Source organism: Salinicola halophilus (assembly GCF_003206155.1).
Lineage (GTDB): Bacteria > Pseudomonadota > Gammaproteobacteria > Pseudomonadales > Halomonadaceae > Salinicola > Salinicola halophilus.
Window position 1 is genome coordinate 89,062 of sequence record NZ_PZJV01000001.1, and the last position, 23,759, is coordinate 112,820.

The 23,759-nt window shown below is 65.4% G+C and carries 21 protein-coding genes; 8 read left to right on the plus strand and 13 right to left on the minus strand.

The window, feature by feature from the left end; translation table 11 throughout:
* The first annotated feature begins 40 nt into the window (after positions 1–40).
* The 5 genes from DOM33_RS00355 (at position 41) to dcd (ending at position 3,662) form a co-directional block, all read left to right on the plus strand.
* Positions 41–766 (plus strand): glutathione S-transferase, encoded by a 726-nt coding sequence (locus DOM33_RS00355; RefSeq protein WP_110664789.1) that lies wholly within the window; start codon positions 41–43, stop codon positions 764–766.
* Positions 767–913: 147 nt separating this feature from the next.
* A complete protein-coding gene (gene luxS / locus DOM33_RS00360; RefSeq protein WP_110664791.1) occupies positions 914–1,429 on the plus strand; it encodes an S-ribosylhomocysteine lyase in 516 nt (171 codons plus the stop codon).
* Positions 1,430–1,554: 125 nt separating this feature from the next.
* Entirely contained in the window at positions 1,555–2,007 is a 453-nt protein-coding gene (locus tag DOM33_RS00365; protein ID WP_110664793.1) for a tellurite resistance TerB family protein, read from the plus strand.
* Positions 2,008–2,095: 88 nt separating this feature from the next.
* Complete coding sequence (apbC, locus tag DOM33_RS00370) at positions 2,096–2,896, plus strand: iron-sulfur cluster carrier protein ApbC (protein WP_110664796.1); 801 nt, start codon at positions 2,096–2,098, stop codon at positions 2,894–2,896.
* 199 nt (positions 2,897–3,095) lie between these two features.
* Positions 3,096–3,662, plus strand: a complete 567-nt coding sequence (gene dcd, locus DOM33_RS00375; RefSeq protein WP_110664798.1) for a dCTP deaminase — start codon at positions 3,096–3,098, stop codon at positions 3,660–3,662.
* 138 nt (positions 3,663–3,800) lie between these two features.
* Here the strand turns inward: dcd and DOM33_RS00380 are convergent, their stop codons facing one another.
* The 3 genes from DOM33_RS00380 to purM form a co-directional block, all read right to left on the minus strand.
* On the minus strand, positions 3,801–4,892 hold the full coding sequence (locus tag DOM33_RS00380; RefSeq protein ID WP_239495214.1) for an aldo/keto reductase: 1,092 nt from the start codon (positions 4,890–4,892) through the stop codon (positions 3,801–3,803).
* A gap of 272 nt (positions 4,893–5,164) precedes the next feature.
* Complete coding sequence (gene purN, locus DOM33_RS00385; protein ID WP_110664800.1) at positions 5,165–5,917, minus strand: phosphoribosylglycinamide formyltransferase; 753 nt, start codon at positions 5,915–5,917, stop codon at positions 5,165–5,167.
* Complete coding sequence (gene purM, locus DOM33_RS00390; RefSeq protein WP_110664802.1) at positions 5,914–7,020, minus strand: phosphoribosylformylglycinamidine cyclo-ligase; 1,107 nt, start codon at positions 7,018–7,020, stop codon at positions 5,914–5,916. The genes purN and purM overlap by 4 nt, the downstream gene beginning before the upstream one ends.
* A 105-nt stretch (positions 7,021–7,125) precedes the next feature.
* On the opposite strand from purM, the gene DOM33_RS00395 reads away from it, so the two are divergent.
* The 3 genes from DOM33_RS00395 (at position 7,126) to DOM33_RS00405 (ending at position 11,016) form a co-directional block, all read left to right on the plus strand.
* Positions 7,126–8,199, plus strand: coding sequence for an AI-2E family transporter (locus DOM33_RS00395; protein ID WP_110664804.1), 1,074 nt, complete (start codon positions 7,126–7,128; stop codon positions 8,197–8,199).
* The gene (hda, locus tag DOM33_RS00400; protein WP_110664806.1) at positions 8,196–8,897 is read left to right on the plus strand and encodes a DnaA regulatory inactivator Hda; all 702 of its coding nucleotides are present in this window, start codon (positions 8,196–8,198) and stop codon (positions 8,895–8,897) included. The genes DOM33_RS00395 and hda overlap by 4 nt, the downstream gene beginning before the upstream one ends.
* 382 nt (positions 8,898–9,279) lie before the next feature.
* A complete protein-coding gene (locus tag DOM33_RS00405; protein ID WP_239495215.1) occupies positions 9,280–11,016 on the plus strand; it encodes a methyl-accepting chemotaxis protein in 1,737 nt (578 codons plus the stop codon).
* A gap of 87 nt (positions 11,017–11,103) precedes the next feature.
* On the opposite strand, the gene DOM33_RS00410 is transcribed toward DOM33_RS00405, so the two are convergent.
* From DOM33_RS00410 to DOM33_RS00460, 10 genes are all read right to left on the minus strand, one after another.
* Positions 11,104–12,393, minus strand: a complete 1,290-nt coding sequence (locus DOM33_RS00410; protein ID WP_110664808.1) for an NAD(P)/FAD-dependent oxidoreductase — start codon at positions 12,391–12,393, stop codon at positions 11,104–11,106.
* A 237-nt stretch (positions 12,394–12,630) separates the two neighbouring features.
* Positions 12,631–14,313: a hypothetical protein gene (locus DOM33_RS00415; protein ID WP_110664810.1), complete on the minus strand. Its 1,683-nt coding sequence runs from the start codon at positions 14,311–14,313 to the stop codon at positions 12,631–12,633.
* A 291-nt stretch (positions 14,314–14,604) separates the two neighbouring features.
* Complete coding sequence (locus DOM33_RS00420) at positions 14,605–15,153, minus strand: glycine zipper 2TM domain-containing protein (protein ID WP_110664812.1); 549 nt, start codon at positions 15,151–15,153, stop codon at positions 14,605–14,607.
* 241 nt (positions 15,154–15,394) lie between these two features.
* Positions 15,395–16,492, minus strand: a complete 1,098-nt coding sequence (locus tag DOM33_RS00425) for a polyamine ABC transporter substrate-binding protein (RefSeq protein WP_110664814.1) — start codon at positions 16,490–16,492, stop codon at positions 15,395–15,397.
* Positions 16,493–16,553: 61 nt separating this feature from the next.
* The gene (locus DOM33_RS00430; RefSeq protein ID WP_110664816.1) at positions 16,554–17,915 is read right to left on the minus strand and encodes a glutamine synthetase family protein; all 1,362 of its coding nucleotides are present in this window, start codon (positions 17,913–17,915) and stop codon (positions 16,554–16,556) included.
* A 113-nt stretch (positions 17,916–18,028) separates the two neighbouring features.
* Positions 18,029–19,102, minus strand: a complete 1,074-nt coding sequence (locus tag DOM33_RS00435) for an ABC transporter substrate-binding protein (RefSeq protein ID WP_110664818.1) — start codon at positions 19,100–19,102, stop codon at positions 18,029–18,031.
* Positions 19,103–19,172: 70 nt separating this feature from the next.
* Entirely contained in the window at positions 19,173–19,973 is an 801-nt protein-coding gene (locus DOM33_RS00440) for an ABC transporter permease (protein WP_110664820.1), read from the minus strand.
* Positions 19,970–20,893 (minus strand): ABC transporter permease, encoded by a 924-nt coding sequence (locus tag DOM33_RS00445; RefSeq protein ID WP_110664822.1) that lies wholly within the window; start codon positions 20,891–20,893, stop codon positions 19,970–19,972. Before DOM33_RS00445 ends, DOM33_RS00440 begins: the two co-directional genes overlap by 4 nt.
* 28 nt (positions 20,894–20,921) lie before the next feature.
* On the minus strand, positions 20,922–22,025 hold the full coding sequence (locus tag DOM33_RS00450; protein WP_110664824.1) for an ABC transporter ATP-binding protein: 1,104 nt from the start codon (positions 22,023–22,025) through the stop codon (positions 20,922–20,924).
* Positions 22,026–22,239: 214 nt separating this feature from the next.
* Positions 22,240–23,619, minus strand: coding sequence for a glutamine synthetase family protein (locus DOM33_RS00460; RefSeq protein ID WP_110664826.1), 1,380 nt, complete (start codon positions 23,617–23,619; stop codon positions 22,240–22,242).
* Positions 23,620–23,759 lie beyond the last annotated feature (140 nt).

Sequence of the window (23,759 nt, forward strand, 5' to 3'; positions counted from 1 at the left end):
TGCTCACTGCCAACGGTTGGTTCGAACCAGGAGATCCGAGATGCGCTACGAACTCTACTACTGGCCCGGTATGCCCGGACGCGGCGAATTCGTTCGCTTGGCGCTGGAAGACGCGGGTGCGGATTACGTGGATATCGGCAATCTGTCGGAGAAGCAGGGCGGTGCCGGCGCGGTCAGCGAGTTTCTCCACGGGGCGGACCTGGCGCGGCCGCACTTCGCCCCCCCGGTACTGAAGGCCGAAGATGTCGTCGTCTCTCACGTCGCCAATATTCTGGCGTTCCTCGCCCCGCGCCTGAACCTGGTACCCGAGGACGAGCAGAGTCGACTGTGGGCCAACGGGTTGCAGCTGACGCTGACCGATTTCGTCGCCGAGATTCACGACACCCACCATCCGCTCGGCCCGTCGCTCCATTATGAGGAGCAGCAGGAAGAGGCAGCGAAGCGCGCCAGGCTCTTCGTGCAGGAGCGCCTCCCCAAGTTTCTCTACTATTTCGAGCGCGTGCTGGCGACCAACGCCGGTAACGAGCCCTATCTGGTCGGCAACGCCCACAGCTACGTCGACCTGTCGCTGTTTCAGGTGGTGACCGGCCTACGCTACGCGTTTCCGCAGGCGATGGGGCGGCTCGAGCCGGAGGTGCCGGAAGTGGTCGCGCTGGTGGATCGCGTCAGCCAGCGAGGCAACGTCTCGCAGTATCTGACGTCGAACCGACGGCTCGATTTCAACGAGAGCGGCCTGTTTCGTCACTATCCGGAACTCGATGACTGACAGGGTAGGCCATCGCGTGCTCGATCGATGCGGAGAGCCTCCCGATGGGAACGGCCTCTCGGTGGAGATAGCCTCAGGGGGCATTGGCCGTGCTCACGGGCATGCTAAAGTGGGTGGACATTCGGTTAGCCGTACAGGAGCGAAAACATGCCTTTACTCGATAGCTTCATGGTCGATCACACCAAGATGCAGGCGCCGGCGGTACGCGTCGCCAAACAGATGAAAACGCCCAAGGGCGACCCCATCACGGTGTTCGATCTGCGTTTTTGCATTCCCAATGAAGAGATTCTTTCCGAGCGCGGCATCCATACGCTGGAGCACCTTTTTGCCGGCTTCATGCGTCAGCACCTCAACGGCGGTGGCGTGGAGATCATCGATATCTCGCCGATGGGCTGCCGGACCGGCTTCTACATGAGCCTGATCGGCGAAGCCGACGAGGCGACGGTCGGCGAGGCGTGGAAAGCCTCGATGAACGACGTGCTGACGCTGACGGATCAGAAGGCGATTCCCGAGCTCAACGTCTATCAGTGCGGCACCGCCGAGATGCACTCGCTCGACGAAGCCCAGCAGATCGCCCGCAACGTCACGACTCGCGGTATCGGCGTCAACTCCAACAGCGAGCTCAAGCTGACTCAGGAGTTTCTCGCCGCTCACGGGGCCTGAATCCTCGGCAGGTTGCGTTCGACTCGACGACCCGCGGCCTCGCCGCGGGTTTTTCGTTGGACGTCGAACCTTTGTCCTGCTGCGTGTCAAAACGTTACCGATCACTCCTTGCGAGGCCGTTTTCCATGCTCGACGCCGTGCAGCAGTTTTTTCGCCAGACCTTCGAGGCGTCCTCGTCCGCCGAACCGACCGTTACGCCCGAACTCGCCGTCGCGGCACTGCTGAGCGAAGTGCTGCGCGCCGACTACAAGGTGGATGAGGCCGAGCTTACGATGCTGCGCGACGTGCTCTCTCGTCAGTTCTCGCTCGAGCGCTCGGCGGTGGAGCAGTTGATGACTGAGGCCCGCGACGAAGTGGAGCGCGCCGTCGATCACTTTCAGTACGTCTCGCTGCTCAACGAGCGTTATACCTACGATCAGCGCGTCGAACTGGTCGGCGCGATGTGGCGCCTCGCCTATGCCGATGACGAGCTGGCGGCACTCGAGGAGCATCGGATTCGCCGCCTGGCGGATCTGCTCTACGTGACGCACAGCGACTTCATTCGTACCAAACTTGCCGTTCAGGCAGAACGCGGCTGACGCGAATGGCGTCGCAGCTCGCTATACTGCCCAGTTCGAAGCGCGATCCAGTCGTGACTGCAATACATCTCCGACCCGGGAGTGACACGTGACCGAAGGCATCAAACACATCGTGGCCGTCGCCTCTGGCAAGGGCGGCGTGGGTAAATCCACCGTGACCGCCAATCTGGCGCTGGCGATGGCGGCCGAGGGATATCGCGTCGGTCTGCTCGACGCCGACATCTACGGTCCCAGCCAGGCACGCATGCTCGGGCTCGCCGACAACACCCGTCCGGAAGTGGTCGACGAGAAGAACATGAAACCGGTCATGGCCCATGGCATTCAGGCGATGTCGATGGCATTCATGGTCGATATCAACCAGCCCATGGTGTGGCGTGGACCGATGGTGTCCGGGGCGTTTCAGCAGCTTCTCAACCAGACGCTGTGGGACGATCTCGACTATCTCTTCATCGACATGCCGCCGGGGACGGGCGACATCCAGCTGACGCTGGCACAGAAAGTCTCCGTCGACGGTGCCGTGATCGTGACCACGCCGCAGGACATCGCCCTGCTCGACGCGCGCAAGGGGATCGAGATGTTCCGCAAGGTGGACGTGCCGGTGCTGGGTATCGTCGAGAACATGAGCCTGCACGTCTGCTCCGAGTGCGGCCACGCCGAGCCGATCTTCGGTGAAGGCGGGGGCGAGCGTATCGCCGCCCAGTACGATACCCGCGTGCTCGGCCAACTGCCGTTGAAACTCTCGATCCGGGAACAGGCCGACGGTGGCAAGCCCAGCGTGGTTGCCGACCCAGAAGGGGATGTCGCCCAGACCTTCCGGCGCATGGCGCGAGAGGTGGCAAGCGGTGTCGCGGGGCAGAACACCGGCGGGCCGAGCATCTCGTTCAGCTGATGCCGGGGGCGCGGTCGCCGCGAGAGCCGATCGCGCCCCGTTGTCCTGCCTCTGCCGGGGCCGCTATCATGGCGGCCCTTTTCGCCTATGCCGGCGGGTCGCTGGTCATCCCCGGTCTCAGGCACGAACTCCCATCTCGATATCGACGTGACGACGACGGGTCGGCCCGCGTGTCGTCTGCGTCTGCAAGGACACCCGCATGAGCATCAAATCCGACAAGTGGATACGCCGCATGGCCGAGCAGGAGGGCATGATCGAGCCCTTCGAGGCCGACCAGGTTCGTCATGTGAACAATCAGCGCGTAATCTCCTACGGCACCTCGAGCTACGGCTACGACGTGCGCTGTGCCGATGAGTTCAAGGTCTTCACCAACATCCACTCGGCGATCGTGGATCCCAAGTCGTTCGACGAGAAGAGCTTCGTCGACGTCAAGGGCGATGCCTGCGTCATCCCGCCCAACTCCTTCGCGTTGGCGCGGACGGTCGAGTACTTCCGGATTCCGCGCAGCGTCCTCACGATTTGTCTGGGCAAGTCCACCTACGCGCGCTGCGGCATCATCGTCAACGTGACGCCGCTGGAGCCGGAGTGGGAGGGCCATGTCACTCTGGAGTTCTCCAACACCACCAATCTGCCCGCGCGAATCTACGCCAACGAGGGCGTGGCGCAGATGCTGTTCCTGGAATCCGACGAAGTCTGTGACGTCTCCTACAAGGACCGCGGCGGCAAGTACATGGGCCAGCGCGGCGTCACGCTGCCGCGCACCTGAGTCGATGCCGTGAGCACGATCGACGCGTGACGGCAGGCATCGATCAAGAAACGAAACGGGGCACCCAGAGGGTGCCCCGTCGTCGTTTGAGCCCCAGGCTGGCGCTCTTCGTTGGACTATCGTCAGGCGGAGCGATCGTCAGGCGGAGCGATCGTCCTGGCGGTTGTCGATCGTTTCGCGATAGGCGTCGATGAACGGCTTCTCCGCCGGGTCGATCCGATCCATGCCGGCGACGACGCGGTGCCAGTAGGGATACTGCGGCGCCGGGCGCGTCAGCCGTTCCAGACGGCGATGCTCCTCCTCGCTCAGCGTCAGTTCGCTGGCGGCCAGGTTGTCGCGTAGATGCGCTTCGCTGCGAGCGCCGACGATCAGTGACGTGACGCCGGGGCGATCCTTGAGCCAGGCGAGGCAGACGCGGGCCGGGGAGCAGTCGTGGGCCTCGCCGATCGCGACGAGCGCTTCGATGATGTCGTAGGCCCGCTCCATGTCGTGAATGTAGGGCTCCGGCCAGCCGTTACCCTGACGCGTCTCCGGTGTGGTCGCCTGGCCGCGGCGCACCTTGCCGGTGAGCAGGCCCTCGCCGAGCGGCCCCCAGATCAGCGAGCCGACGTTCTGATCGAGCGCCAACGGCATCAGCTCGTACTCGGCTTCACGCGCTTCGGGGGTGTAGTAGATCTGCTGGCTGACCGGCTTGATCAGCCGATTGGCTTCGGCCTTGCCGAGCGTCTTCATCATCTGCCAGCCGGTGTAGTTCGAGGTGCCCCAGTAGCGCACCTTGCCGCTGGTGACGAGCTGGTGCATCGCCTCCAGCGTCTCCTCGATCGGCGTGACGCCGTCCCAGTTATGCAGCTGGTAGAGATCGATATGATCGGTGCCCAGGCGTTTGAGACTCGCCTCGACGGCACGGATCAGATGATAGCGCGAGGCGCCGGTGGCGTTGGGATCATCGCCCAGCGGGCTGCGCCCCTTGCTGGCGAGAATGATGTCGTTGCGCTTGCTGCCGAGCGCCTTGCCGACGATCTCCTCGGCCTGGCCGAGCGAATAGAGATCGGCCGTGTCGACGAGATTGACGCCCGCCTCGAAGGCGATGTCGAAGAGGCGTTTCGCGCCTTTGACGTCGACGCTCGCGGCTTTCTCGAAGCCGTTGCTGCCGCCGAACGGCACGGTGCCCAGCGTCATCGTCGATACCATCAGGCCCGACTGTCCCAGTGGGCGATATTGCATGCTCATGGCGGTTTCCTTACCTGACTCGCTGATGGCCGGTCGTCAGCGACCGGCGAGACTCTCAGTCTGGCAAAGATCGCATTCTCGGCAAGCATTGAAGCGGGCAATCACGGGCCGAGCCTCCCCGGCACGCGGGGGCTGCGGCGTTACGCCACACACGGTGCGGGCGTCGACAGCAGGGAGCTCGACAGTAAGGGACGTCGACGGTAGGTAACGGCGAAAGCGGGGGGTGAAGCGGTACGTGCCCCGCCGCCAACGGCGGCCGGGCACGTCGAGATTCAAGCGTCTTCCGGGTCCAGGTCCTCGTCGAGCTCTTCGGCGGCATCGGCGTGGGACATGCGAAGTCCGGTCGGCGGCAGCGGCAGATCGTCGAGCGTGACCTGGCCTTCCGCTGTCAGCTTGATCCGACCCTCGAGAAACCAGCGCACCGCGATGGGGTAGATGAGGTGCTCGCGGGCATGGATCTTCTCGACCATGGCGTCGAAGTCCTGCTCGGGTTCGAGGGCGAGCGCGGCCTGGATCACCACCGGGCCGCCGTCGAGCTCTTCGGTGACGAAGTGAACGCTGGCGCCGTGTTCGCTGACGCCGTCGGCGAGCGCGCGGCGATGGGTGTCGAGCCCTTGGTAGGCGGGCAGCAGCGAGGGGTGGATGTTGAGCATCCGGCCGCGATAGCGGTCGACGAAACCGGGAGTGAGAATCCGCATGAACCCGGCCAACACCACCAGATGCGGGTCGTGCCGCTCGATCACCTTGATCAGCGCAGCATCGAACGCCTCGCGGGAGTCGTATTCGCGGTGGGGCAGCGCTACGGCCGCGGCGCCGGCATCCTTGGCCCGTTTGAGCCCAAACGCGTCAGCCTTGTTGGAGACGACGGCAACGATCTCGCCGCCGAGTTCGTCGTGCTCCTGCGCGTCGAGCAGCGCCTGCAGGTTGCTGCCGTTGCCCGAGATGAGCACGACGACCCGGCGACGCTCTGCCGCTTCGGATTCGAAGTCGTTGAGGGTGTCGTCTTGCGTGTTGTCGTCACTCATGTCGGCAGGTTCTCCAGCGTGACGGGGTCTTCGCCTTCGGCGCGGGGCGTGATCTCGCCGAGTCGATAGACGGTTTCACCGGCGGACTCGAGATGGCGCGTTGCCGCCTCCGCCTGATCCGCGGGAACCACCACGACCATGCCCACGCCGCAGTTGAGCACCCGGTGCATCTCGTGCTCGTCGACGTTGCCTTGCTGCTTGAGCCAGTCGAAGACGGCGGGACGCTGCCAGCTGGCGACGTCGATGCGTGCCCCCAGCGTCTCCGGCAGGACGCGCGGCACGTTCTCGAGCAGGCCGCCGCCGGTAATGTGGGAGAGGGCGTGGACGGCGACACCGCTCTCCTTGATCAGCGAGAGCAGCGGTTTGACGTAGATGCGCGTCGGGGCCATCAACAGATCGCCGAGCGTCCTGCCCTCGAGCGTCTCGTCGAGCTTGCCGCCGCCGACTTCGAGAATCTTGCGAATCAGCGAGTAGCCGTTGGAGTGCGGCCCCGAGGAGGCGAGCCCCAGCAGCACGTCGCCGGCGGCGACCCGGCTGCCGTCGAGAATTTCGGATTTCTCCACTACGCCGACGCAGAAGCCGGCGAGGTCGTAGTCGCTCCCTTCATACATGCCGGGCATCTCGGCGGTCTCGCCGCCGACCAGCGCGCAGCCGGCCTGGCTACAGCCTTCGCCGATGCCGGTGACCACGTCGGCGGCGATGTCGACGTCGAGCTTGCCGGTGGCGTAGTAGTCGAGAAACTGCAGCGGCTCCGCGCCGGCGACCACCAAGTCGTTGACACACATCGCCACCAGGTCGATGCCGATGGTGTCGTGGCGGCCGAGATCCATCGCCAGACGCAGTTTGGTACCCACGCCATCCGTGCCCGAGACCAGAACCGGCTGGCGGTAGCCGGCGGGCAGCTCGCAGAGCGCGCCGAAACCGCCGAGACCCCCCATCACTTCGGGGCGCGCGGTACGCTTGGCCACGCCCTTGATCCGCTCGACCAGAGCGTTACCCGCGTCGATGTCGACGCCGGCGTCCTTGTAGCTCAGCGACGCCGCGTCGGCAGCGGAACGGGACGAACGGGGCGCGTTCGATGAGTCGGATGAGGAGCGCGTCATGTAGGGACCTTTCTCTCGCGGAGCCGATGAATGGGGGTGATGTTGAGCGGGGCGCATTGTAGCATTGCGGGCATTCACGGGGCAGTCGAAGGACGACGACAGCGCATGAGCAAATTGCAGATAGCGAGTCTGATCGGCGCGGCGCTCGCCCTATGGCTGATGGTGTTGCTGGAGCCGATCCTGATGCCGTTCTTCGTCAGCCTGATCCTCGCCTATCTGGGAGATCCGATCACCGATTGGCTGGAGGGGCGCGGGCTGGCCCGGCGCTGGGCGGTGAGCATCGTCTTTCTGCTCCTGGGAGTCGGCATCATCGGGGCTGTACTGATCCTCGTTCCCGTGCTCGGACGCCAGCTCGCCCAGCTCATCGAGGCGTTGCCGGCGATCTTCAACTGGGTCCAGACCAGCGTGCTGCCGGAGGTTCAGGATCTCACCGGCGTCGATCTGACGGCGGATTTCGATCAGTTGCGCAATGCGCTGATGAGCAACTGGCGCGAGACCGGCACTTTCGCCGCCGCGTTTTTGGCCCAGGCGTCCCGCTCCGGTCTGGCCCTGGCGGTCTGGATCGGCAACATCGCGCTGATTCCCGTCGTCACTTTCTATTTGCTGCTCGACTTCGATCGGATCAAACGCTATCTGCGTGACATGCTGCCGAGACACATCGAGCCGCGCGCCACGGCGCTGGCCCGGGAGTGCGACGACGTGCTCTCGGCGTTCTTGCGCGGCCAGCTGCTGGTCATGCTGAGTCTCGGCGTGATCTATGCCGTGGGCCTGAGCGTACTGGGGCTCAAGTTCGGGCTGCTGATCGGCGTCTTCGCGGGGCTTGCGAGCATCGTGCCCTATCTGGGCGTCATCGTCGGGGTGGTCACCGCTGGCGTGGTGGCTTTCTTCCAGTTCGGCGAGTGGACGGCGCTGGTCGGCGTGCTGGTCGTCTTCGGTATCGGCCAGGTCGTCGAGAGCACGCTGCTGCAGCCGCTGCTGCTGGGCGACAAGATCGGGCTGCACCCGGTGGCGGTCATCTTCGCCGTACTCGCCGGCGGCCAGCTCTTCGGCTTCACCGGCATTCTACTGGCGCTGCCGGTGGCGGCGGTGATCATGGTGCTGCTGCGTCATCTCTACGGGCGTTATCGGCGCAGCCATCTCTACGATCGCGGACTGGCTTCAGAGGAGAATTCACCATGACGCCCGGCCCCTCGCAGCTGCCGCTCGGCGTCGGGCTTCGCGACGACGCCACGCTTTCCAACTTCTACACCGGCGCCAATCCGTCGCTGGTCGCCAATCTCGAAAATCAGCTCGGACCCGACGGCGAACCCTTCCTCTATCTCTGGGGCGGCGAGGGCGTGGGGTGCAGCCATCTACTGCAGGCGGCCTGCCACCGGGCCGACGCCACCGGCAAGCGCGCGCTCTACCTGCCGCTGCAGATGCTGGGGCATTTTCCTCCCGCCATGCTCGAGGAGCCGGAACGGCTCGACCTGCTGGCCATCGACGATCTACAGCTCGTGGTCGGGCGCAAGCGTTGGGAGGAGGCCCTCTTCCACGGCTTCAACCGCCTGCGCGACAGCGGCAAGCGCCTGCTGATCGCCGCCGATCGTTCGCCTCGCCAGCTCGACGTGAAACTCCCCGATCTCGCCTCGCGGCTGACCTGGGGGATGGTCTTCCACGTTCAGCCGCTCGATGACGCTCAGCGCCTGGGTGCGCTGCAGCTCCGGGCGAAAGTGCGCGGCATGCAGCTTCCCGACGAGGTCGCGCGCTATATCCTTCACCGGGGGCCGCGTCAGTTCGATCAGCTCTCCGAGGTTCTCGGCGTTCTCGATCGCGAATCGCTCTCCGCCAAACGCAAGTTGACCATCCCCTTCGTCAAACAGGCCCTCGGCTGGTAGGGCTCGCCGCGGTCCCGATAAAACCTTCCCGATACGTCGCCCACGGGCTCGTCACCTCCCGTCCGGCGGCGGGACATTGATCATCGCGGCAAGCCGTCACCTCGGCTTTTCCCTACGGCGACGATCGTCCGAGCTGACGTTGCGATAGCGTCCGACGTCCTTCCCCTTGCTGCCAGCTTGAGCGCTGAGATGAGTTTTCTCAGCCAAAGGTCTAGTTTTACTTAAGTTTACATTTTGTAACGCCGATAAAGGCGGTGTCGAGACCGCTTGCCGCGCAATTCATCGTCGTGGAGGCGGTCGATATCCGGCCTCGATCGGACGCGTCATCAAGAGGCCTTGAAGGGAATCGCTCAGATTCTCGAGTGACCGAGGAATGGCACGCATGAATACATCGATGGAAAAGAAGCGGCGGGCCTTGAGCCTCCAGACGAAGGTCATGAGTCTGGTCCTGGTACCGCTGCTGCTGGTCATCGTGCTACTGGTGGGGCTCAACATTGTCGAGAGTCTGCGTGAGAGCCGCCACAGTATCGAACAGCAGCGCCAACTGCTGCTCGAAGACAGGGAGGCGGCGGTACGCAACGTCGTCGAAGTCGCGGTCTCCGCGATCAGGCCCATGGTGAGCGCGACCGACGATGCTCAGCCGCAGGCACGCCGGCGCGCCATGGAGATGGTTCGCGGCATGGCGTTCGAGGGCGACAACTACGTCTTCGTCTACGGCTACGACGGCACCAATCTGGTTCAGCCGCGTCAGCGCGACCTGGAAGGCAGCGACATGCGCGCCGTGCGTGACGCCGAGGGTCACCACGTCTTCGAGGAGATGCTGAAACGCGCCAAGGCGGGAGGCGGAATCTACGCCTACTCCTGGCCGAACCCGGAGACCGGCAACGTCGAGCGCAAGTACTCCTACGTCCAGGGCATCGACGAGTGGGGCTGGGTCGTGGGGGCGGGGGTCTATGTCACCTCGATCGATGAGGCCATGAGTGCAGTCGAGGCGGAGCAGGCGGGCTATCTCCATCGTGCGGTGTGGAAATCGCTGCTGATCGGTGGCGGCATTACGCTCCTCGTCGCCTTGATCGCGGGAGTGCTGGTGCGTCGAATCCTGCTACCCATTCGCCAGGCGGGCAGCGCCATGCGCGACATCGCCAGCGGCAACGGCGATCTCACGCGTCGCCTCGCCGTCGACCGCGACGACGAAATCGGCGAGCTGGCGACCCAGTTCAATGCCTTCGTGGCGCGAATGCAGGCAGCGCTACTCGAAGTGCGTTCGACCTCGCGTCGTGTGCATCACTCGGCGAGCGCAATCGCTCGCGGCAGCGACGAGCTCTCCTCCCGGACCGAGCAGGCCGCCGCGAACCTGCAGGAAACCTCCGCGTCCATGGAGCAGATCACCACCACGGTGGCGCACTCGGCGGATGCCGCGGAACAGGCGGATCGACTGGTGCAGTCGACCACCGGTGTCGCGCGCGAAGGGGCGCAGGCGATGTCGCAGGTCGAGAAGACGATGTCGGAGATCCGAGCTTCCAGCAAGCAGATCGAGGAGATCATCGGTCTGATCGACTCCATCGCCTTCCAGACCAATATCCTGGCGCTGAATGCCTCCGTCGAGGCGGCGCGGGCGGGTGAGCAGGGCCGCGGCTTCGCCGTGGTCGCCAACGAGGTGCGAACGCTGGCGGCGCGCTCCTCCGAAGCGTCGAAGAGCATTCGTCAGTTGATCGAACTGTCCGCGCGGCATACCCACGACGGCAGCGAGCTGGTCGGGCGGGCCGGGGAGACGATGCGTGACATCCTGGATAGCGTCACCAACGTCTCGAGCGTGATCGGCGAGATCAGCGCCGGCGCCCGCGAACAGAAGGTCGGCATCAGCCAGGTCAACACCGCCGTCGCCGAGATGGACGTCATGACCCAGCGCAATACGCAGATGGTGCAGGAGTCCGCCAGCGCGGCCTCCGACATGCAGCGTCAGGCCGATAGTCTTCGCGCGCTGATCGATGCCTTCGAGCTCGGCGGGCAGGACACGAGCGAGCCCCGCGCCGTCGAGTCGAGCCGCCATGCCCCGGTCGTGATGAAGCGTCCCGAGGCGCGCCATGTCCCGGCGGAATCCGAGTGGGAGACCTTCTGAACCCGAACGAACGCTGACGGGGGGAGTGCCCGGCGGGGCGGTCGAAAGACCGCCCCGCCGTCGTTGGGGCGAGCGTCGCTATCGGCGCTAGCGCCCCAGCCGGTCCCGCAGTCCGTAATACCAGGCGCCGAGCGCCGTGGCCGGTACGCGAAAAAGCCGCCCGCCGGGGAAGGGCGAATGGGGAATGTCGGCGAAGGCGTCGAAGCGCTCCACATCGTCGCTGAGCGCCTCCGCCATCAGACGCCCGGCGAGATGGGTCGCGGTCACGCCGTGCCCCGAGTAGCCCTGGGCGTAGTAGACGTTGGTATTGATACGACCGAACTGGGGAAGGCGATTGAGCGTCAGCAGGAAGTTGCCACTCCAGGCGTAATCGATCTTCACACCGCGAAGTTCCGGGAACGTCTTCTCCAGGTTGGGCCGAATGGCACCCTCGATGTCGGCAGGGCTGCGGCCACCGTAGGTGACGCCACCGCCATAGATCAGTCGCCGATCCCGGGAGAGTCGGTAGTAGTCCAGCAGATAGTTGCAGTCCTCCACGCAACGATCGAAGGGAAGTAGCCGCCGGGCGGTGGTCTCGTCCAGCGGTGCGGTGGCGACGACCTGGGTGCCGCACGGGATGCTCTTGCCCTCGAGTGCCGGCAGCAGGCCCTTCGCGTAGGCGTTGCCGGCCACGACCACCTGTCTGGCACGAACGCTGCCCGCTGATGTCTTCACGACCACCGGATCGCCGTGAACGATCTCGGTGACGGGGGAGTGTTCGAAGATCGTCCCGCCCTGGGATTCCAGGGCGGCGGCCTCGCCGAGCACGAGATTGAGCGGATGCAGATGCCCGCCAGAGTGGTCGAGCAGCGCGCCGACGTAGCGATCGGAGCCGATCTCGCGCCGGTAGGTCTCGCCCTCGAGCAGCTCGAGCGCCTCGTGACCGTAGCGATTCCAAAGCGCCCGGTGCTCGACGAGGCCACGGTACTGGCTGTCGGTGCAGGCCGCGAAGAGATTGCCGTCCTTCAGATCACACTCGATACCGTAGGTGGCAACGCGCTCGCGAATGATGCGGTTGCCCTCGAACGCCATGCTGCCCAGCGCCTTCGCCGTCGTTTCGCCGTATTTTGCGGCGATCACGTCCATGTCCCGGCTGTAGCTATTGACGATCTGCCCGCCGTTGCGGCCCGACGCGCCGAAACCGATCCGGGCCGACTCGAGCAGCACCACCCGATAGCCGCGCTCGGCCAGATGAAGCGCCGAGGAGACACCGGTGAAACCGCCACCGATGACGCAGACGTCCGACGTCACTTCGCCGGCGAGGGCGACACGTTCGGGCGCAGCGGCAGCGGACGCGGCGTAGTAGGAGCGTGCAGGGGCAGACGAAGCGGTCGGCAAGGCGGGATCTCGAATCGAAAATGGGAGGGTCGCTTGGGATAGTAGGCCGTGGCCACGGACGGCTCAACCGGTGGCCGTAGGCTTTTCCTCGATGACCGTTCGTGCCGCGCCAGGGGCTGAGCATCAGGAGCTCGGACGCGGCCGGCCGGCGTCGCGGTGAACGTCGCGCAACGCAAGACCCCGCGGCTGCGGGGCAGTCGCGGGGTCCGGGTCAGCGCGGTGCGCAGGGGAGCGGGATCACTCCTGCCAGTCGGTACGGTTCTCGAAGACCAGGCCGCTCGACGTCATGCGCACGCTCATGTCCAGGGTGTCGATGCGCTCGCTTTCGCGCTGCAGCGACTGGAGGTAGCTGTCGGCAGCGTCGGTCTCGTCATCGAAGGCGGCGAGCAGACGCATGGCGCTTGCGTACATCTCGCCGGTGAGGTGCAGCCTCAGCAGTTGACCGGCGTCGCCCGCGGGCGCCTCCAGCAGCGACGCCAGACGATCGTTCTCGCCGTCACCGACGGCCACGCCGATGGCGTCGTCGCTCATCGCGGCCCAGGTATTCTGGCCTCCGGCGAGCGCGCCGAATTCATCCGGCAGGGCGGTCGCCTCGCCGTCGCCATCGAGCTGAACCAGAGCGAGTGACGGCAGCATCATCTGGCCGACCGCCAGCAGGCCGGCAGGATCGTCGGTCGCCACGAGGGCGGCGCCGCGCCCTTGAGGCTGGCCACCCTCGCTATCCGTACTCAAGTCGTCGAGCACCACGCGGAATCCACGCAGGCTGCCGAACGGCGGCATCGCGAGCAGGTTCGCCTGGCTCGCCAGCTCGTCGGCCTGCGCGTTGAGTTCGGCAAGGCTCTCGCAGCTGAACGGGTTGTCGCGAACGTGGCGTGCCTGAGCGACGAGCAGGTTGCGAATCTCCTTCATCGGCAGGGCCATGGCGAGGTCGAAGGGGCCGGCCGGGGCGTCGCGGCCGAGCGCGGGCAGCGCTACCTGGAGGTCGGCGAAGGGTTTCGCGAGATCCTCGGCGAGTGCGACATCGGTACGCTGGACGAGGTGATCGCTTTCGATCTCGGTGAACCCGAAACTGAGTGCCGGCGCGCGGGCGGCAAGGCGGTCGAGATCGGCCTGACAGGTGGCGTCGAGCGGCGCCATCTCGCCGCTCGAGTCCATCGCCCGTGCGGCGCGCAGCATGGGGTCGTCATTAGCGCCGACCAGCGCGACGATTCGCTGCAGATCGAAGTAACCCAAAGCGTAGGGCTGGTATCCCTTGTCGTCGACGAACGCCTGCAGCCGCCCTGCGTCCGCTGCGCTCTCGTCGGGCGCCGTCAGGCCGAGGATGCGGCGACGCGTATCGTCGTCGAGCTGGCTCGGGGCGATCGAGAGCACGGCGGTGTCATCGTCGACGCGGCTGATCAGCTGGAGCGGTGAGTCGCCGAGCGCCACCGTGCGATAGTCGGCGTCGTCGAGCGTCCTCTCCTGGAACGACGTGCCGGCGGCCTTCGCGAGTCGGTCGAGAAAGGCGCGATAGCGTTCTTCGTCTTCCACGCCGCCGCGCATGACGGGGATGAGCCCCTCGCCGTAGATGGCGCTGTGTTCGTCGAGCGCCAGTCCGATATCGCTGACGACTTCCTGATAGCTCTGTTTACCCTCGATCTCGTCGGCCAGCACGCCGAGCACGCGGGCGAGTGACGATCGATCGTCCGCTTCGAGGTCGTGCGCGAGACCGCGCAGCATCTCGACGTTGCGGGGAAGCGAGGCGTTCGACTGGGCAAGCAGGGCGTCGCGGGTACTGTCGCCGGCGACTTCCAGATCGGCGAAGAGATAGGGCGTGTCCGCCGGAACGAAGGACAACGGCTCCGGGTTCGACGAATCGCAGCCCGCGAGAAGCAGCGCGCTGGCAACCGCCGCGCTGAGTACCACACCATGACGTTTCATGAGATTCCTTACATTCCTGCTGGCGATCGTGAATCGTGTAGTCCTTGCTGCGCGCGCCGAAGGTCGAGGCGACGGGCAGTACAGCGACGGCAGGGTGCCGCTTCTCGTTGTGATGCGGGCCCACGCCGGCGCCCAGCGGCGACAATAGTACCCGGCGCGGCACGCCGACTGTCAACGAAAGGAAAATGAGACTCGATCTCGATAGGCGTCTGCGCGCATGAGGGAAGATGGGTGGCGCGTGGGTCGCGGCCGCCCGGGGTAAGGGGCACGAGTCCTCGGGCGGCCATGAGCTCAAGCGCTCGGGGCGTCGGCTCCCCACTGCGGCTGGCCGTCCTGAATCAGGACGCGTTCGCCGTCGGGGCGCTGGTCGAGCTTCGCTTGATGCACCTTGCTGTCGTAGCGATAGCGAACGTCGTAACCGACGGTCTCGTCCTGACTGTCGGTGACGGTGTGGCAGCGCTTCTCGGTGGTGGTATAGGTATCGCCCTGCTGCATGCGGCCCTGGACCTCGTTGCCGGCAAGCCCGCCGCCGATGGCGCCAGCGGCGGTCATGATCTTCTTGCCGGTGCCGCCGCCGAACTGATTGCCGACGACCCCGCCGACGACCGCGCCGATGCCGGTACCGGCAATCCGATGCTCGTCCTGTGCCGGGCGCTGATGCGTCACGGTGACGTCCTCGCAGACCTCACGGGGCGTCTGGGATGTCTGGACGATCGGCTCGACGCCGATGACATCGGCATATTCGGGGCCGGCGTCGGCGGACTGGTAGGCACCGACGGCAACCCCGCCCGCGACACCCAGAATGGCAATGGCACTACCGATGATGATGGGCTTTTTCATGGTGGTTCTCCTCGCTGCGCCCGACCGGCGGTGGACGCTGAAACCTCACGGCTTGATCGATGCGGGGCACGGCGCATGGCTCGCGTCACCCGGCCTTCGCGACGGACCGTGATCGCGACGCGAAAGTCGTCTCAGTCTAGCCGAGCTGGCGTGTGCAAGCCCCGCCATTCGGGGCTTTGAACACTGTTTTCATAGACGCGAGACGATGTCGCCATGTCGCGACGGGGCTCGGTCCAGTGCCTCAGCGGCTCCGAACCTCGTTGGCGAGCTGTTGGAGGAGCTGTAGCTGATCCCCGGCGAGCTCTGGCGTGGCAAAGAGACGTTCGCGTTGGTCGTCGTCGAGGCGGGAAGCCGAGCGCAGCGGCTCGTCGAGCAGCGGGAGCGCGGCCTCGTTGGGCGTGCGGTAGAAAGCATAGGCGGCCGAACGCGCGGCGTTCTCCGGGCGCAGCATGAAACTCACGAACGCCTTGGCGAGTGCCGGATGGGGAGCGCGCTTTGGCACGACCAGCGTGTCGACGCCCAGCTGTGAGCCCTCCTCGGGAATGAAGAATTCGAGGTCGGCGTAGGTCTCGGGGGCGTCCGCCTTGCGGTAGTCGAGGTCGCCGCTGTAGGTGACGGCGGCGCGGGTAACGCCCCGGGCGATCTGGTCGATCGCCGCGGTACTGTCGACGAAGCCGGTGAAGTTGGGCCGGCGCAGCGTCGCCTGGAGTAGCCCGGCGGCGTCGAGCCAGGCGTCCCGCTCGGTGCAGTCGAAGCCGTTGCCCTGATAGGCGCAGGCCACGCCGAACAGTACCTGCGGATCGCCGCCCAGCAGCGCGAACGGCTGGTCGGCGTTGGCGTCGGGGTCGAAAAGTAGCGACCAGGAGGGCTCGGGGGCGGGGAAGGTCCGGGTGTCGTAGACGATGCCGGTAACGCCCCAGAGATAGGGAACGCTGTAGCGATCCTCGGGATCGTAGGTCGGCTCGCGAAAAGCGGCCATGAGGTTGTCACGCCCGGTCACGCCGTCGAGCGGCTGGATCAGATCCGCTGCCACCAGCCGCGGCACGTAGTAATCGGTGGGTACCACCACGTCGAACTGGGCGTCACCGCCGGCGACGAGCTTCGAGTACATCTCGGCGTTGGAGGTGAAGTAGCTCTCGACGACCTCTACGCCGTACTCGGCTTCGAAATCGGCGATCACTGCCGGGTCGGCGTATTCGGTCCAGTTGAAGAGATACAGCTTGTCCGGTGTCTGGGCGACCGCCGGCAAACCGGTCAGTGCGAGCAGCGAGGCGGTGACGGCGAGCCCCAGGCGTTGACCGACGCGCGCGCGCGACGGCTGCGACGAAGACGTGGGCATGGCGATTGACCTCCGATTCCTTCAGGGGACCGGACGCGACGCCCGGCGATGGATGTCCGGTCTAGACGCGCAGTAGCAGGTGTTCTCTCTCCCAGGAGCTGATGACGCGGAAATACGCCGTGTGCTCGGCACGTTTGACGGCCAGATAGCTGCGCGTGAAACGCTCCCCCAGAAGATCCGCCAGCGGGGCACAGCGACTCAGCGCGTTGAGCGCCGGGCCGATATCGTCGGGCAGCGTGTGGCCCACCGTGCCGGCGAACCCGGTGAGCGGCGGGCGCGGTTCTATCTGGCCGAGCATGCCGAGATAACCGCAGGCGAGCGAGGCCGCCATCACCAGGTAGGGGTTGGCGTCGGCGCCGGCGAGGCGGTTCTCCACCCGCGTGCCGGCGGGGGCACCCACAGGGACACGCAGCCCGACGCTGCGATTGTCGTAGCCCCACTCGGTGTTGAAAGGGGCCGAGCCCGCGCCCTCGGCAGGCAACAGGCGACGATAGGAGTTCACGTTGGGTGCGAAAAACGGCATGGCGGCCGGAAGGTACTGCTGCAGCCCGCCGATGTAGTGATGGAAGAGCTGACTCGGCTGACCCGCCTCGCCGGCGAAGAGATTGTTGCCGTCGACGTCTACCAGGCTCTGGTGCAGATGCATCGAGCTGCCCGGTTCGTTGGCCATGGGCTTGGCCATGAACGTGGCGTAGATACCGTGACGCAGCGCGGTCTCGCGCAGGGTGCGCTTGAAGATGACGACTTGGTCGGCCAGTCGCAGCGGGTCGCCGTGACGGAAGTTGACCTCCATCTGGCCGGCACCCTCTTCGTGCGTGAGGGTGTCGATGTCGAGTTCTTGCGCCTCGCAGTAGTCGTACATCTGCTCGAACAGCGGATCGAACTCGTTGACCGCGTCGATGGAGAACGACTGGCGGCTGCTCTCCTGGCGACCGGAGCGGCCGACCGGCGGCTCCAGCGGATAGTCGGAGTCGGTATTGGTCTTGACCAGATAGAACTCGAGTTCCGGCGCCATGATCGGCCGCCACCCGCGCGCCGCGAACAGCGACAGCACGTGCTTGAGCACCTGGCGGGGAGAGAGTTCGACCGGCTCGCCGCTCATGTAGAAGCAGTCGTGAATGATCTGGGCGGTAGGGTCGTCGGCCCAGGGCACCAGGTAGGCGGAGTCCGGGTCCGGCACGAGCTGCATGTCGAGCTCGGCCGGGTTCCAGAAGCGAATGTCGTCGTCGTCCGGATAGCCCCCGGTGACCGTCTGGATGAAGATCGAGTCCGGCAGTCGGGTCGAGCCACCGCGCAGATATTTGCCGGTGGGCATGATCTTGCCCTTGAGAATGCCGGTCAGATCCGATACCAGACACTCCACCTCGGTAATGCCGTGGCGGTTGCACCAGTCTTCCAGTACGTGCCGCGAAGATTCACTCATGACGCCTCCTTGGGGCGGTCAAGCTTCGGCCTTCCAGCGTGGTCGCGATTCAGCGTGGTCGCGGCCCAGCGTGGTCGCGACTCAGCGTGGCCGCGACGCAATGTCGTCGCGGTTCAGCGCGACTGGATCTCGGTCCAGAGCTGCTGGAAGATCTGCAGGTTCTGGCCGTCGAGGCTCGGCGTGAACGCAAGCTTCGCCCGGTCCTCATCGGTGGGCAGCACCGGAGGCTGGGTCAGCACGGCATCGAGTTCCGGCACCGCGGCCTGGTTGGGGCTGGCGTAGTAGATGTAGTTGGAGAGCTGCGCACCGATCCGGGCATTCAGAATGAAGTTGATGAATTCGTGCGCCAGGGCCGGGTGCGGGGCCTCGGCGGGAATCATCATCGTATCCACCCACATTTCGGAACCTTCGTCCGGCACCATGAAGGCGAGCGTCTCGAACGCCTCCGGGTTCTGCTGTTTCTGCTGGAGATAGTCGCCGTTGTAGGTGACGCCGGCGCGAATCACGCCGCGCTGGATCTGCTGCAGCGTCGGCGTGCCGTCGGTGAAGCCGCTGAAGGTATTGCGATGCTTGGTATCGAGCAGCAGTCGCGCCGCGGCCTTCCACGCCTCGGGGTCGGCGCAGTCGTAGCCGGTCCCCAGGTAGGCGCACGCCGCGCCCATGCTCACCTGACCGTCGCCCATCAGCGAAAAGGGCTGGTCACCCGTCACCTCGGGGTCGAACAGCAGCGACCAGCTCTTCGGCGCATCGGGGAAGGTCTCGGTGTCATAGACGATACCGCTGACGCCCCACTGATAAGGCACCGAGTAGGCCGAACCGGGATCGTAGGTGGGATCGGCGAACTCCGGCATCAGGTTGTCGAGATTGGGAATCTTCGACTTGTCGAGCTCCTGCACCAGTCCGCTCTGGACGAGCCGCGGCACGTAGTAGCTCGACGGTACGATGATGTCGTACTGGGAGGTTCCGCCGGCGTTCAGCTTGGCGGTCATCTCCGGCAGCGAATTGAAGTAGCTCTGAACCACCTCGACGTCGTATTTCGTCTCGAACGCCTCGATGATCTCCGGGTCCATGTACTCGGTCCAGTTGAACAGGTAGAGCTTGTCGTCCTGCTGGGCCTGAGCGGTGCCGGCGAAGGCAAGGCCACCGAGTGTCAGCGCGATGGCAGCGGTCAGTGGAGTGCGCGTCATTGAAGATCCCTCTAGGCAGTTGTCGGGGCGGCGAGCACGATCGTCATCGGAATCAGGATCGTCATCGGAATCAGGATCGTCGCCCCTCTTTGTTAAACAATAGGCTGATCACCGCCGCTATCGCTACCGTGAGGATCATCAGCGTGGCGATGGCGTTGATCTCCGGGGAGACGCCGCGGCGGATCGCTCCCCAGATATAGATGGGCAGGGTGGCGTTCTCGGGACCGGCGGTGAAGAAGCTGATGACGAAATCGTCGATCGACAGCGTGAAGGCCAAAAAGAATGCCGCGATCAGCGACGGCTTGAGCGTCGGCAGCAGGAAGTGACGCGCCCGCTGCGCCGGCGAGGCGTAGAGGTCCTTGGCCGCCTCGAACAGCGTCGGGTCGAGCCCCACGAAGCGCGAGTAGACGATCAACGCCACGAACGGAATCTGGAAGGTGACGTGGGCGATGATCATGGTCGCGAGGCTTGGGCCGAGAATGCCGAACTCCCGATCCATAGTGATGAAGAACGCCATCTCCGAGATGCCGAAGACGATGTCCGGCATCACGATCGGTAGGTAGATCAGCGCGACCAACCAGCCGAGTTTGCGCCCACGGTGGCGGTACATGCCATAGCCGATCAGCGTACCGATGACGAGGGCGATGACCGACGACGCCACCCCCAGCGCCAGTGTGTTGCCGAGCGCGGTGAGCAGTTGATCGTTACCCAGCAGGCGTTCGTACCAGCGCAGCGAGAAGCCGGCGAAGAACGCCGCGCTGTTCGCCGAGTTGAACGAATAGAGCACGATCACCCCGAGCGGCAGATAGAGAAAGGCGATCATCAGCCACCAGAAGACCGAGAGCCCGCGGGTGAAGGGCGTGCGCTTCATATCACCACCTCTTCACCGCCGCCGAGGCGACGGCCCACCTTGCGCATGGCATACAGCCCGCCCAAGGTCGCGAGCAGCATGATCAGCGCGCCTGCGGCCCCCAGCGGCCAGTTCGAGCCGCCGGAGAACTGACCGGCGACCAGGCTGCCCAACATCATCGCGCGGCCGCCGCCGAGCAGTTCCGGCACGACGTACATGCCGAAAGCCGGGATCGACACCAGTACGGTACCGGCGAGCAGGCCGGATAGCGTCTGCGGAAAGACCGCGTGCCAGAAGGCGCGCACCGGCGAGGCGTAGAGGTCCCGTGCGGCTTCGATCAAGCCAGCGTCGAGCTTCTCGAACGCCGCATAGAGCGGGAGCACCATGAAGGGTAAAAAGTTGTAGATCAGCCCCAGCGTGACCGCGAAGTTCGAGGGGTAGAGTCCCATGTTGGGGCCGATGAGGCCGAAGAACTGTGCCACTTGCGAGAGCGGCGTGCCCGGCGAGAGCAGGTTCATCCAGCCGAAGGCACGAATCACCTGATTGGTCCAGGAAGGAACCACGACCGCCAGCAGCATGATCGCGCGCCATTGTCGCGGGCTGATCGAGATATGGTAGGCGAGCGGATAGGCGATCAATATCACCAGTCCGGTGGCGATCACGGTCTGCCAAAGCGAGCGCAGTAGCGTATAGAGATTGCCCGGGCTCCAGCCCAGAAAGCCGAAGCCGGCGAGCTGGCGAAAGGACTCCAGGCTCAGCGGCATCTGCGGCTGACCGTAGGGGCCGTTGGTCATGAACGCCACGCCGATCAGATAGAGACTCGGCAGCACCAGAAAGATCACGATCCAGACGACGCCGGGCGCCACGCTCCAGAGCAGATGGCGCGTGTCGGGAGAGAGCGTGCGGCGCTGACGTGCCGGCGGGTAGGGGGGCTGGGCCATCTCGCGTTTTCGTCTCCTAAGCATCGAATTAGGCATCGAGTCCGACGACGTCTTCGGGATGGATGCTCACCGTCACCGTATCGCCGACGGCATAGAGGCGCTGGCCGAGATTGCCTGCCGTCGCCATCAACGTGACCCCGTTGACCTCCAGGCGGTACTCGATCCGACTGCCGCGATAATGGCGCTCTTTGACCACGCCCTCGAGCCCGTTGTATCCCTCGGAGACGGCGTGACCGAGTTCGATCACCTCCTGACGGATCAGCAGCATGCCGGCGCGCGCGTTCTCCTCGAGCGGTTTGTCCATCGTCAGGGTACCGAGAGCAGTGACGACTCGCGTGTGGTCGAGCTGCTCGATGGCGAAGAGGTTCACGTGGCCCATGAACTTGGCAACGAAGGCATTGACGGGGCGCTCGTAGACCTCGTGCGGCGCCCCCACCTGCTGAATCACGCCGTTGTCGAGCACGGCGATGCGATCGGACATCACCATCGCCTCGTCCTGATCGTGGGTCACGAAGACGAACGTCATGCCCAGGCGTTTCTGAGTGCGCTGCAGCTCGACCTGCAGCTGGGTGCGCAGGCCGGCGTCCAGCGCCGAGAGCGGCTCGTCGAGCAGCAGCACGTCGGGTTCGCAGACGAGCGCCCTGGCCAGCGCCACGCGCTGGCGCTGACCGCCGGAGAGCTGATTCACGCCGCGATCGAGCAGCGCGCCGAGCTTGATGAATTCGGCGATATGGTCGACCCGGCGTCGCCGCTCGTCGACCGGCACGCCTTTCATGCGCAGTCCGAAGGCGATGTTCTCCCGCACCGAAAGATGCGGAAAGAGCGCATAGGACTGGAAGACGGTATTGACGCTACGCAGGTGCGGCGCCGTGGTGGTGACGTCACGGCCGCCGATCGTGAGGGTGCCGTCGTCCGGCGCTTCGAGCCCGGCGAGAATCCGCAGAAGCGTGGTCTTGCCGCAGCCGGACGGTCCGAGCAGGGTGAAGAACTCGCCGGCGCGAATCGTCAGATCGACGCCGTCGAGGGCGACCGCATCGCCGCCGAAGCGCTTGCGAAGCCCGCTGAGTGTGATCGTCGAGGCGTCGCGCACGGCACCTTGCGGTGCCGTCGCGGCCGAGGGGGGAAAAGTCATGTTTCGCGCGTTCCCGTGCTCGTGGTCATAGCTGTCGGGGTCGCCGACAGCGAGAGCGTAACCCAACGTTGCAAGCGATGCAGCGAACGACTTGGCAACGCCTGGCGTTGCGGTAAGCCTTGGCGTCCCGGCCAGCTTCGGCGCTGCGGCGCTGCGGCGCTGCGGCGCTTCGGCGCTTCGGCGCTTCGGCTCGTTTTGGCGTTTCCAAGACGTATCAAGTGTTGCGCAGATACCAGCGATATTCGAGTGCGCTGATCGCCTGGCGCGACAGCTCGTACTCCGCCCGTCGGTTGGCGTGATAGACCCCGTGGAACGCTTCACCAAAGGCTGCGAGGAAGACCTCGCTCTCCTGCCACGCATCCAGCGCCTGCGGCCAGCTCGTCGGCAGGCTCGGCGCCTGCTGCTCGTAGGCGTTACCCACGATGGGCGCCGGTGGCGCGAGCGCGAGCGCGAGGCCGTGATCGATACTCGCAAGGATCGCCGCGACGAGCAGGTAGGGATTGACGTCGGCGCCGGCGACGCGGTGCTCGATGCGCTTGGCACCGGGCGAACCCGATGGAATGCGTAGCGCTACCGAACGATTGTCGTAACCCCAGGTCGGCGCCATCGGCACGTAGAGGCCGGGCTGGAAGCGGCGATAGGAGTTGAGGTTGGGGGCAAAGATCGCCATCGACGCGGGCATGAGTTCGACGAGCCCGGCGATGGCCTGGTGAAGCTGCTCGCTACCCAGCTCGTCGCCATCCGGCGTTGCGAAGACGTTGTTGCCCGCCGCATCGAGCAGGCTGACGTGAACATGCGTGCCGTTGCCGGCTTCCTGGCTGTAGGGCTTGGCCATGAAGGTCGCTTCGAAGCCGTGCTGGATCGCCACGCCCTTGATCAGCCGTTTGAGCATCACCGCCTCGTCGCAGGCGCGAAGCACGTCCCGGTGGTGCAGCAGATTGACCTCGAACTGGCCCGGCGCGCACTCCTTGAGCGCGGTATCGATGGGCAGGCGCTGGGCGCGGGCGGCCAGGGTGATCGCCTCCAGGAAGTCGGCGTACTCGTCGAGCTCGATCATCGAGTAGAGCTGGCTCTGGCTGGCGCGCTCGCCGGTGGCCGGCGAGCGGGGCGGCTGCGGCGCGCCGACGTTGTCGCGCTCGCGATCGATGAGGTAGAACTCGAGCTCCACCGCGATCACCGGCGTGAGCCCGCGCCGGCAGAAGTTGTCGAGTACGCGACACAGAAGCTGGCGCGGGTCGCAGGCGAAGGGCTCGCCGTTCTCTTCGACCATCGTCATCAGCATCTGTGCCTGATTAGCGTGGCGCCCCCAGGGCGTGGGGGTCAGCGTGCCCGCAACGGGCACGCAGGGGCGATCCCCGTCACCCGTTTGAAGTCCGAGACCCGTCTCCTCGATGGTGTTGCCGCAGATGTCGAGGGCAAAGACAGAGGCCGGTAGCCGCATTTGCGATTCGAGTACGCCGAGCAGGTTCTCGCGGGGGACGCGCTTGCCGCGCAATACCCCGTTGAGATCGCTGATCAGCAGGTCGATGCTCTGGACCTCGGGGTGGCGCTGAAGAAAGTCGGTCGCCTCCTGGAGACGGTCGGGATCACTCATGGTGGCTACGGTCTTTGGCAGGGGCGAGGCGGTATCGGCGGTTATTCCAAACGCCCCGCGGGTTGTCAATTCAGGTCGTCGATCCGGGGGCGGCGATCGCAAGCCCTATCGTTGCCCGGTAACGCGACGGCCGCCGGCCC

Coding starts and splice junctions, on each gene's coding strand:
- luxS (WP_110664791.1), top strand. CDS start 914: ATGCCTTTACTCGATAGCTTCATGGTCGATCACACCAAGATGCAGGCG.
- DOM33_RS00440 (WP_110664820.1), bottom strand. CDS start 19,973: ATGAAGCGCACGCCCTTCACCCGCGGGCTCTCGGTCTTCTGGTGGCTG.
- DOM33_RS00430 (WP_110664816.1), bottom strand. CDS start 17,915: ATGAGTGAATCTTCGCGGCACGTACTGGAAGACTGGTGCAACCGCCAC.
- DOM33_RS00415 (WP_110664810.1), bottom strand. CDS start 14,313: ATGAAACGTCATGGTGTGGTACTCAGCGCGGCGGTTGCCAGCGCGCTG.
- purN (WP_110664800.1), bottom strand. CDS start 5,917: ATGAGTGACGACAACACGCAAGACGACACCCTCAACGACTTCGAATCC.
- DOM33_RS00355 (WP_110664789.1), top strand. CDS start 41: ATGCGCTACGAACTCTACTACTGGCCCGGTATGCCCGGACGCGGCGAA.
- DOM33_RS00380 (WP_239495214.1), bottom strand. CDS start 4,892: ATGAGCATGCAATATCGCCCACTGGGACAGTCGGGCCTGATGGTATCG.
- dcd (WP_110664798.1), top strand. CDS start 3,096: ATGAGCATCAAATCCGACAAGTGGATACGCCGCATGGCCGAGCAGGAG.
- DOM33_RS00405 (WP_239495215.1), top strand. CDS start 9,280: ATGAATACATCGATGGAAAAGAAGCGGCGGGCCTTGAGCCTCCAGACG.
- DOM33_RS00445 (WP_110664822.1), bottom strand. CDS start 20,893: ATGGCCCAGCCCCCCTACCCGCCGGCACGTCAGCGCCGCACGCTCTCT.
- DOM33_RS00435 (WP_110664818.1), bottom strand. CDS start 19,102: ATGACGCGCACTCCACTGACCGCTGCCATCGCGCTGACACTCGGTGGC.
- purM (WP_110664802.1), bottom strand. CDS start 7,020: ATGACGCGCTCCTCATCCGACTCATCGAACGCGCCCCGTTCGTCCCGT.
- DOM33_RS00365 (WP_110664793.1), top strand. CDS start 1,555: ATGCTCGACGCCGTGCAGCAGTTTTTTCGCCAGACCTTCGAGGCGTCC.
- DOM33_RS00395 (WP_110664804.1), top strand. CDS start 7,126: ATGAGCAAATTGCAGATAGCGAGTCTGATCGGCGCGGCGCTCGCCCTA.
- hda (WP_110664806.1), top strand. CDS start 8,196: ATGACGCCCGGCCCCTCGCAGCTGCCGCTCGGCGTCGGGCTTCGCGAC.
- DOM33_RS00450 (WP_110664824.1), bottom strand. CDS start 22,025: ATGACTTTTCCCCCCTCGGCCGCGACGGCACCGCAAGGTGCCGTGCGC.
- DOM33_RS00460 (WP_110664826.1), bottom strand. CDS start 23,619: ATGAGTGATCCCGACCGTCTCCAGGAGGCGACCGACTTTCTTCAGCGC.
- DOM33_RS00420 (WP_110664812.1), bottom strand. CDS start 15,153: ATGAAAAAGCCCATCATCATCGGTAGTGCCATTGCCATTCTGGGTGTC.
- DOM33_RS00425 (WP_110664814.1), bottom strand. CDS start 16,492: ATGCCCACGTCTTCGTCGCAGCCGTCGCGCGCGCGCGTCGGTCAACGC.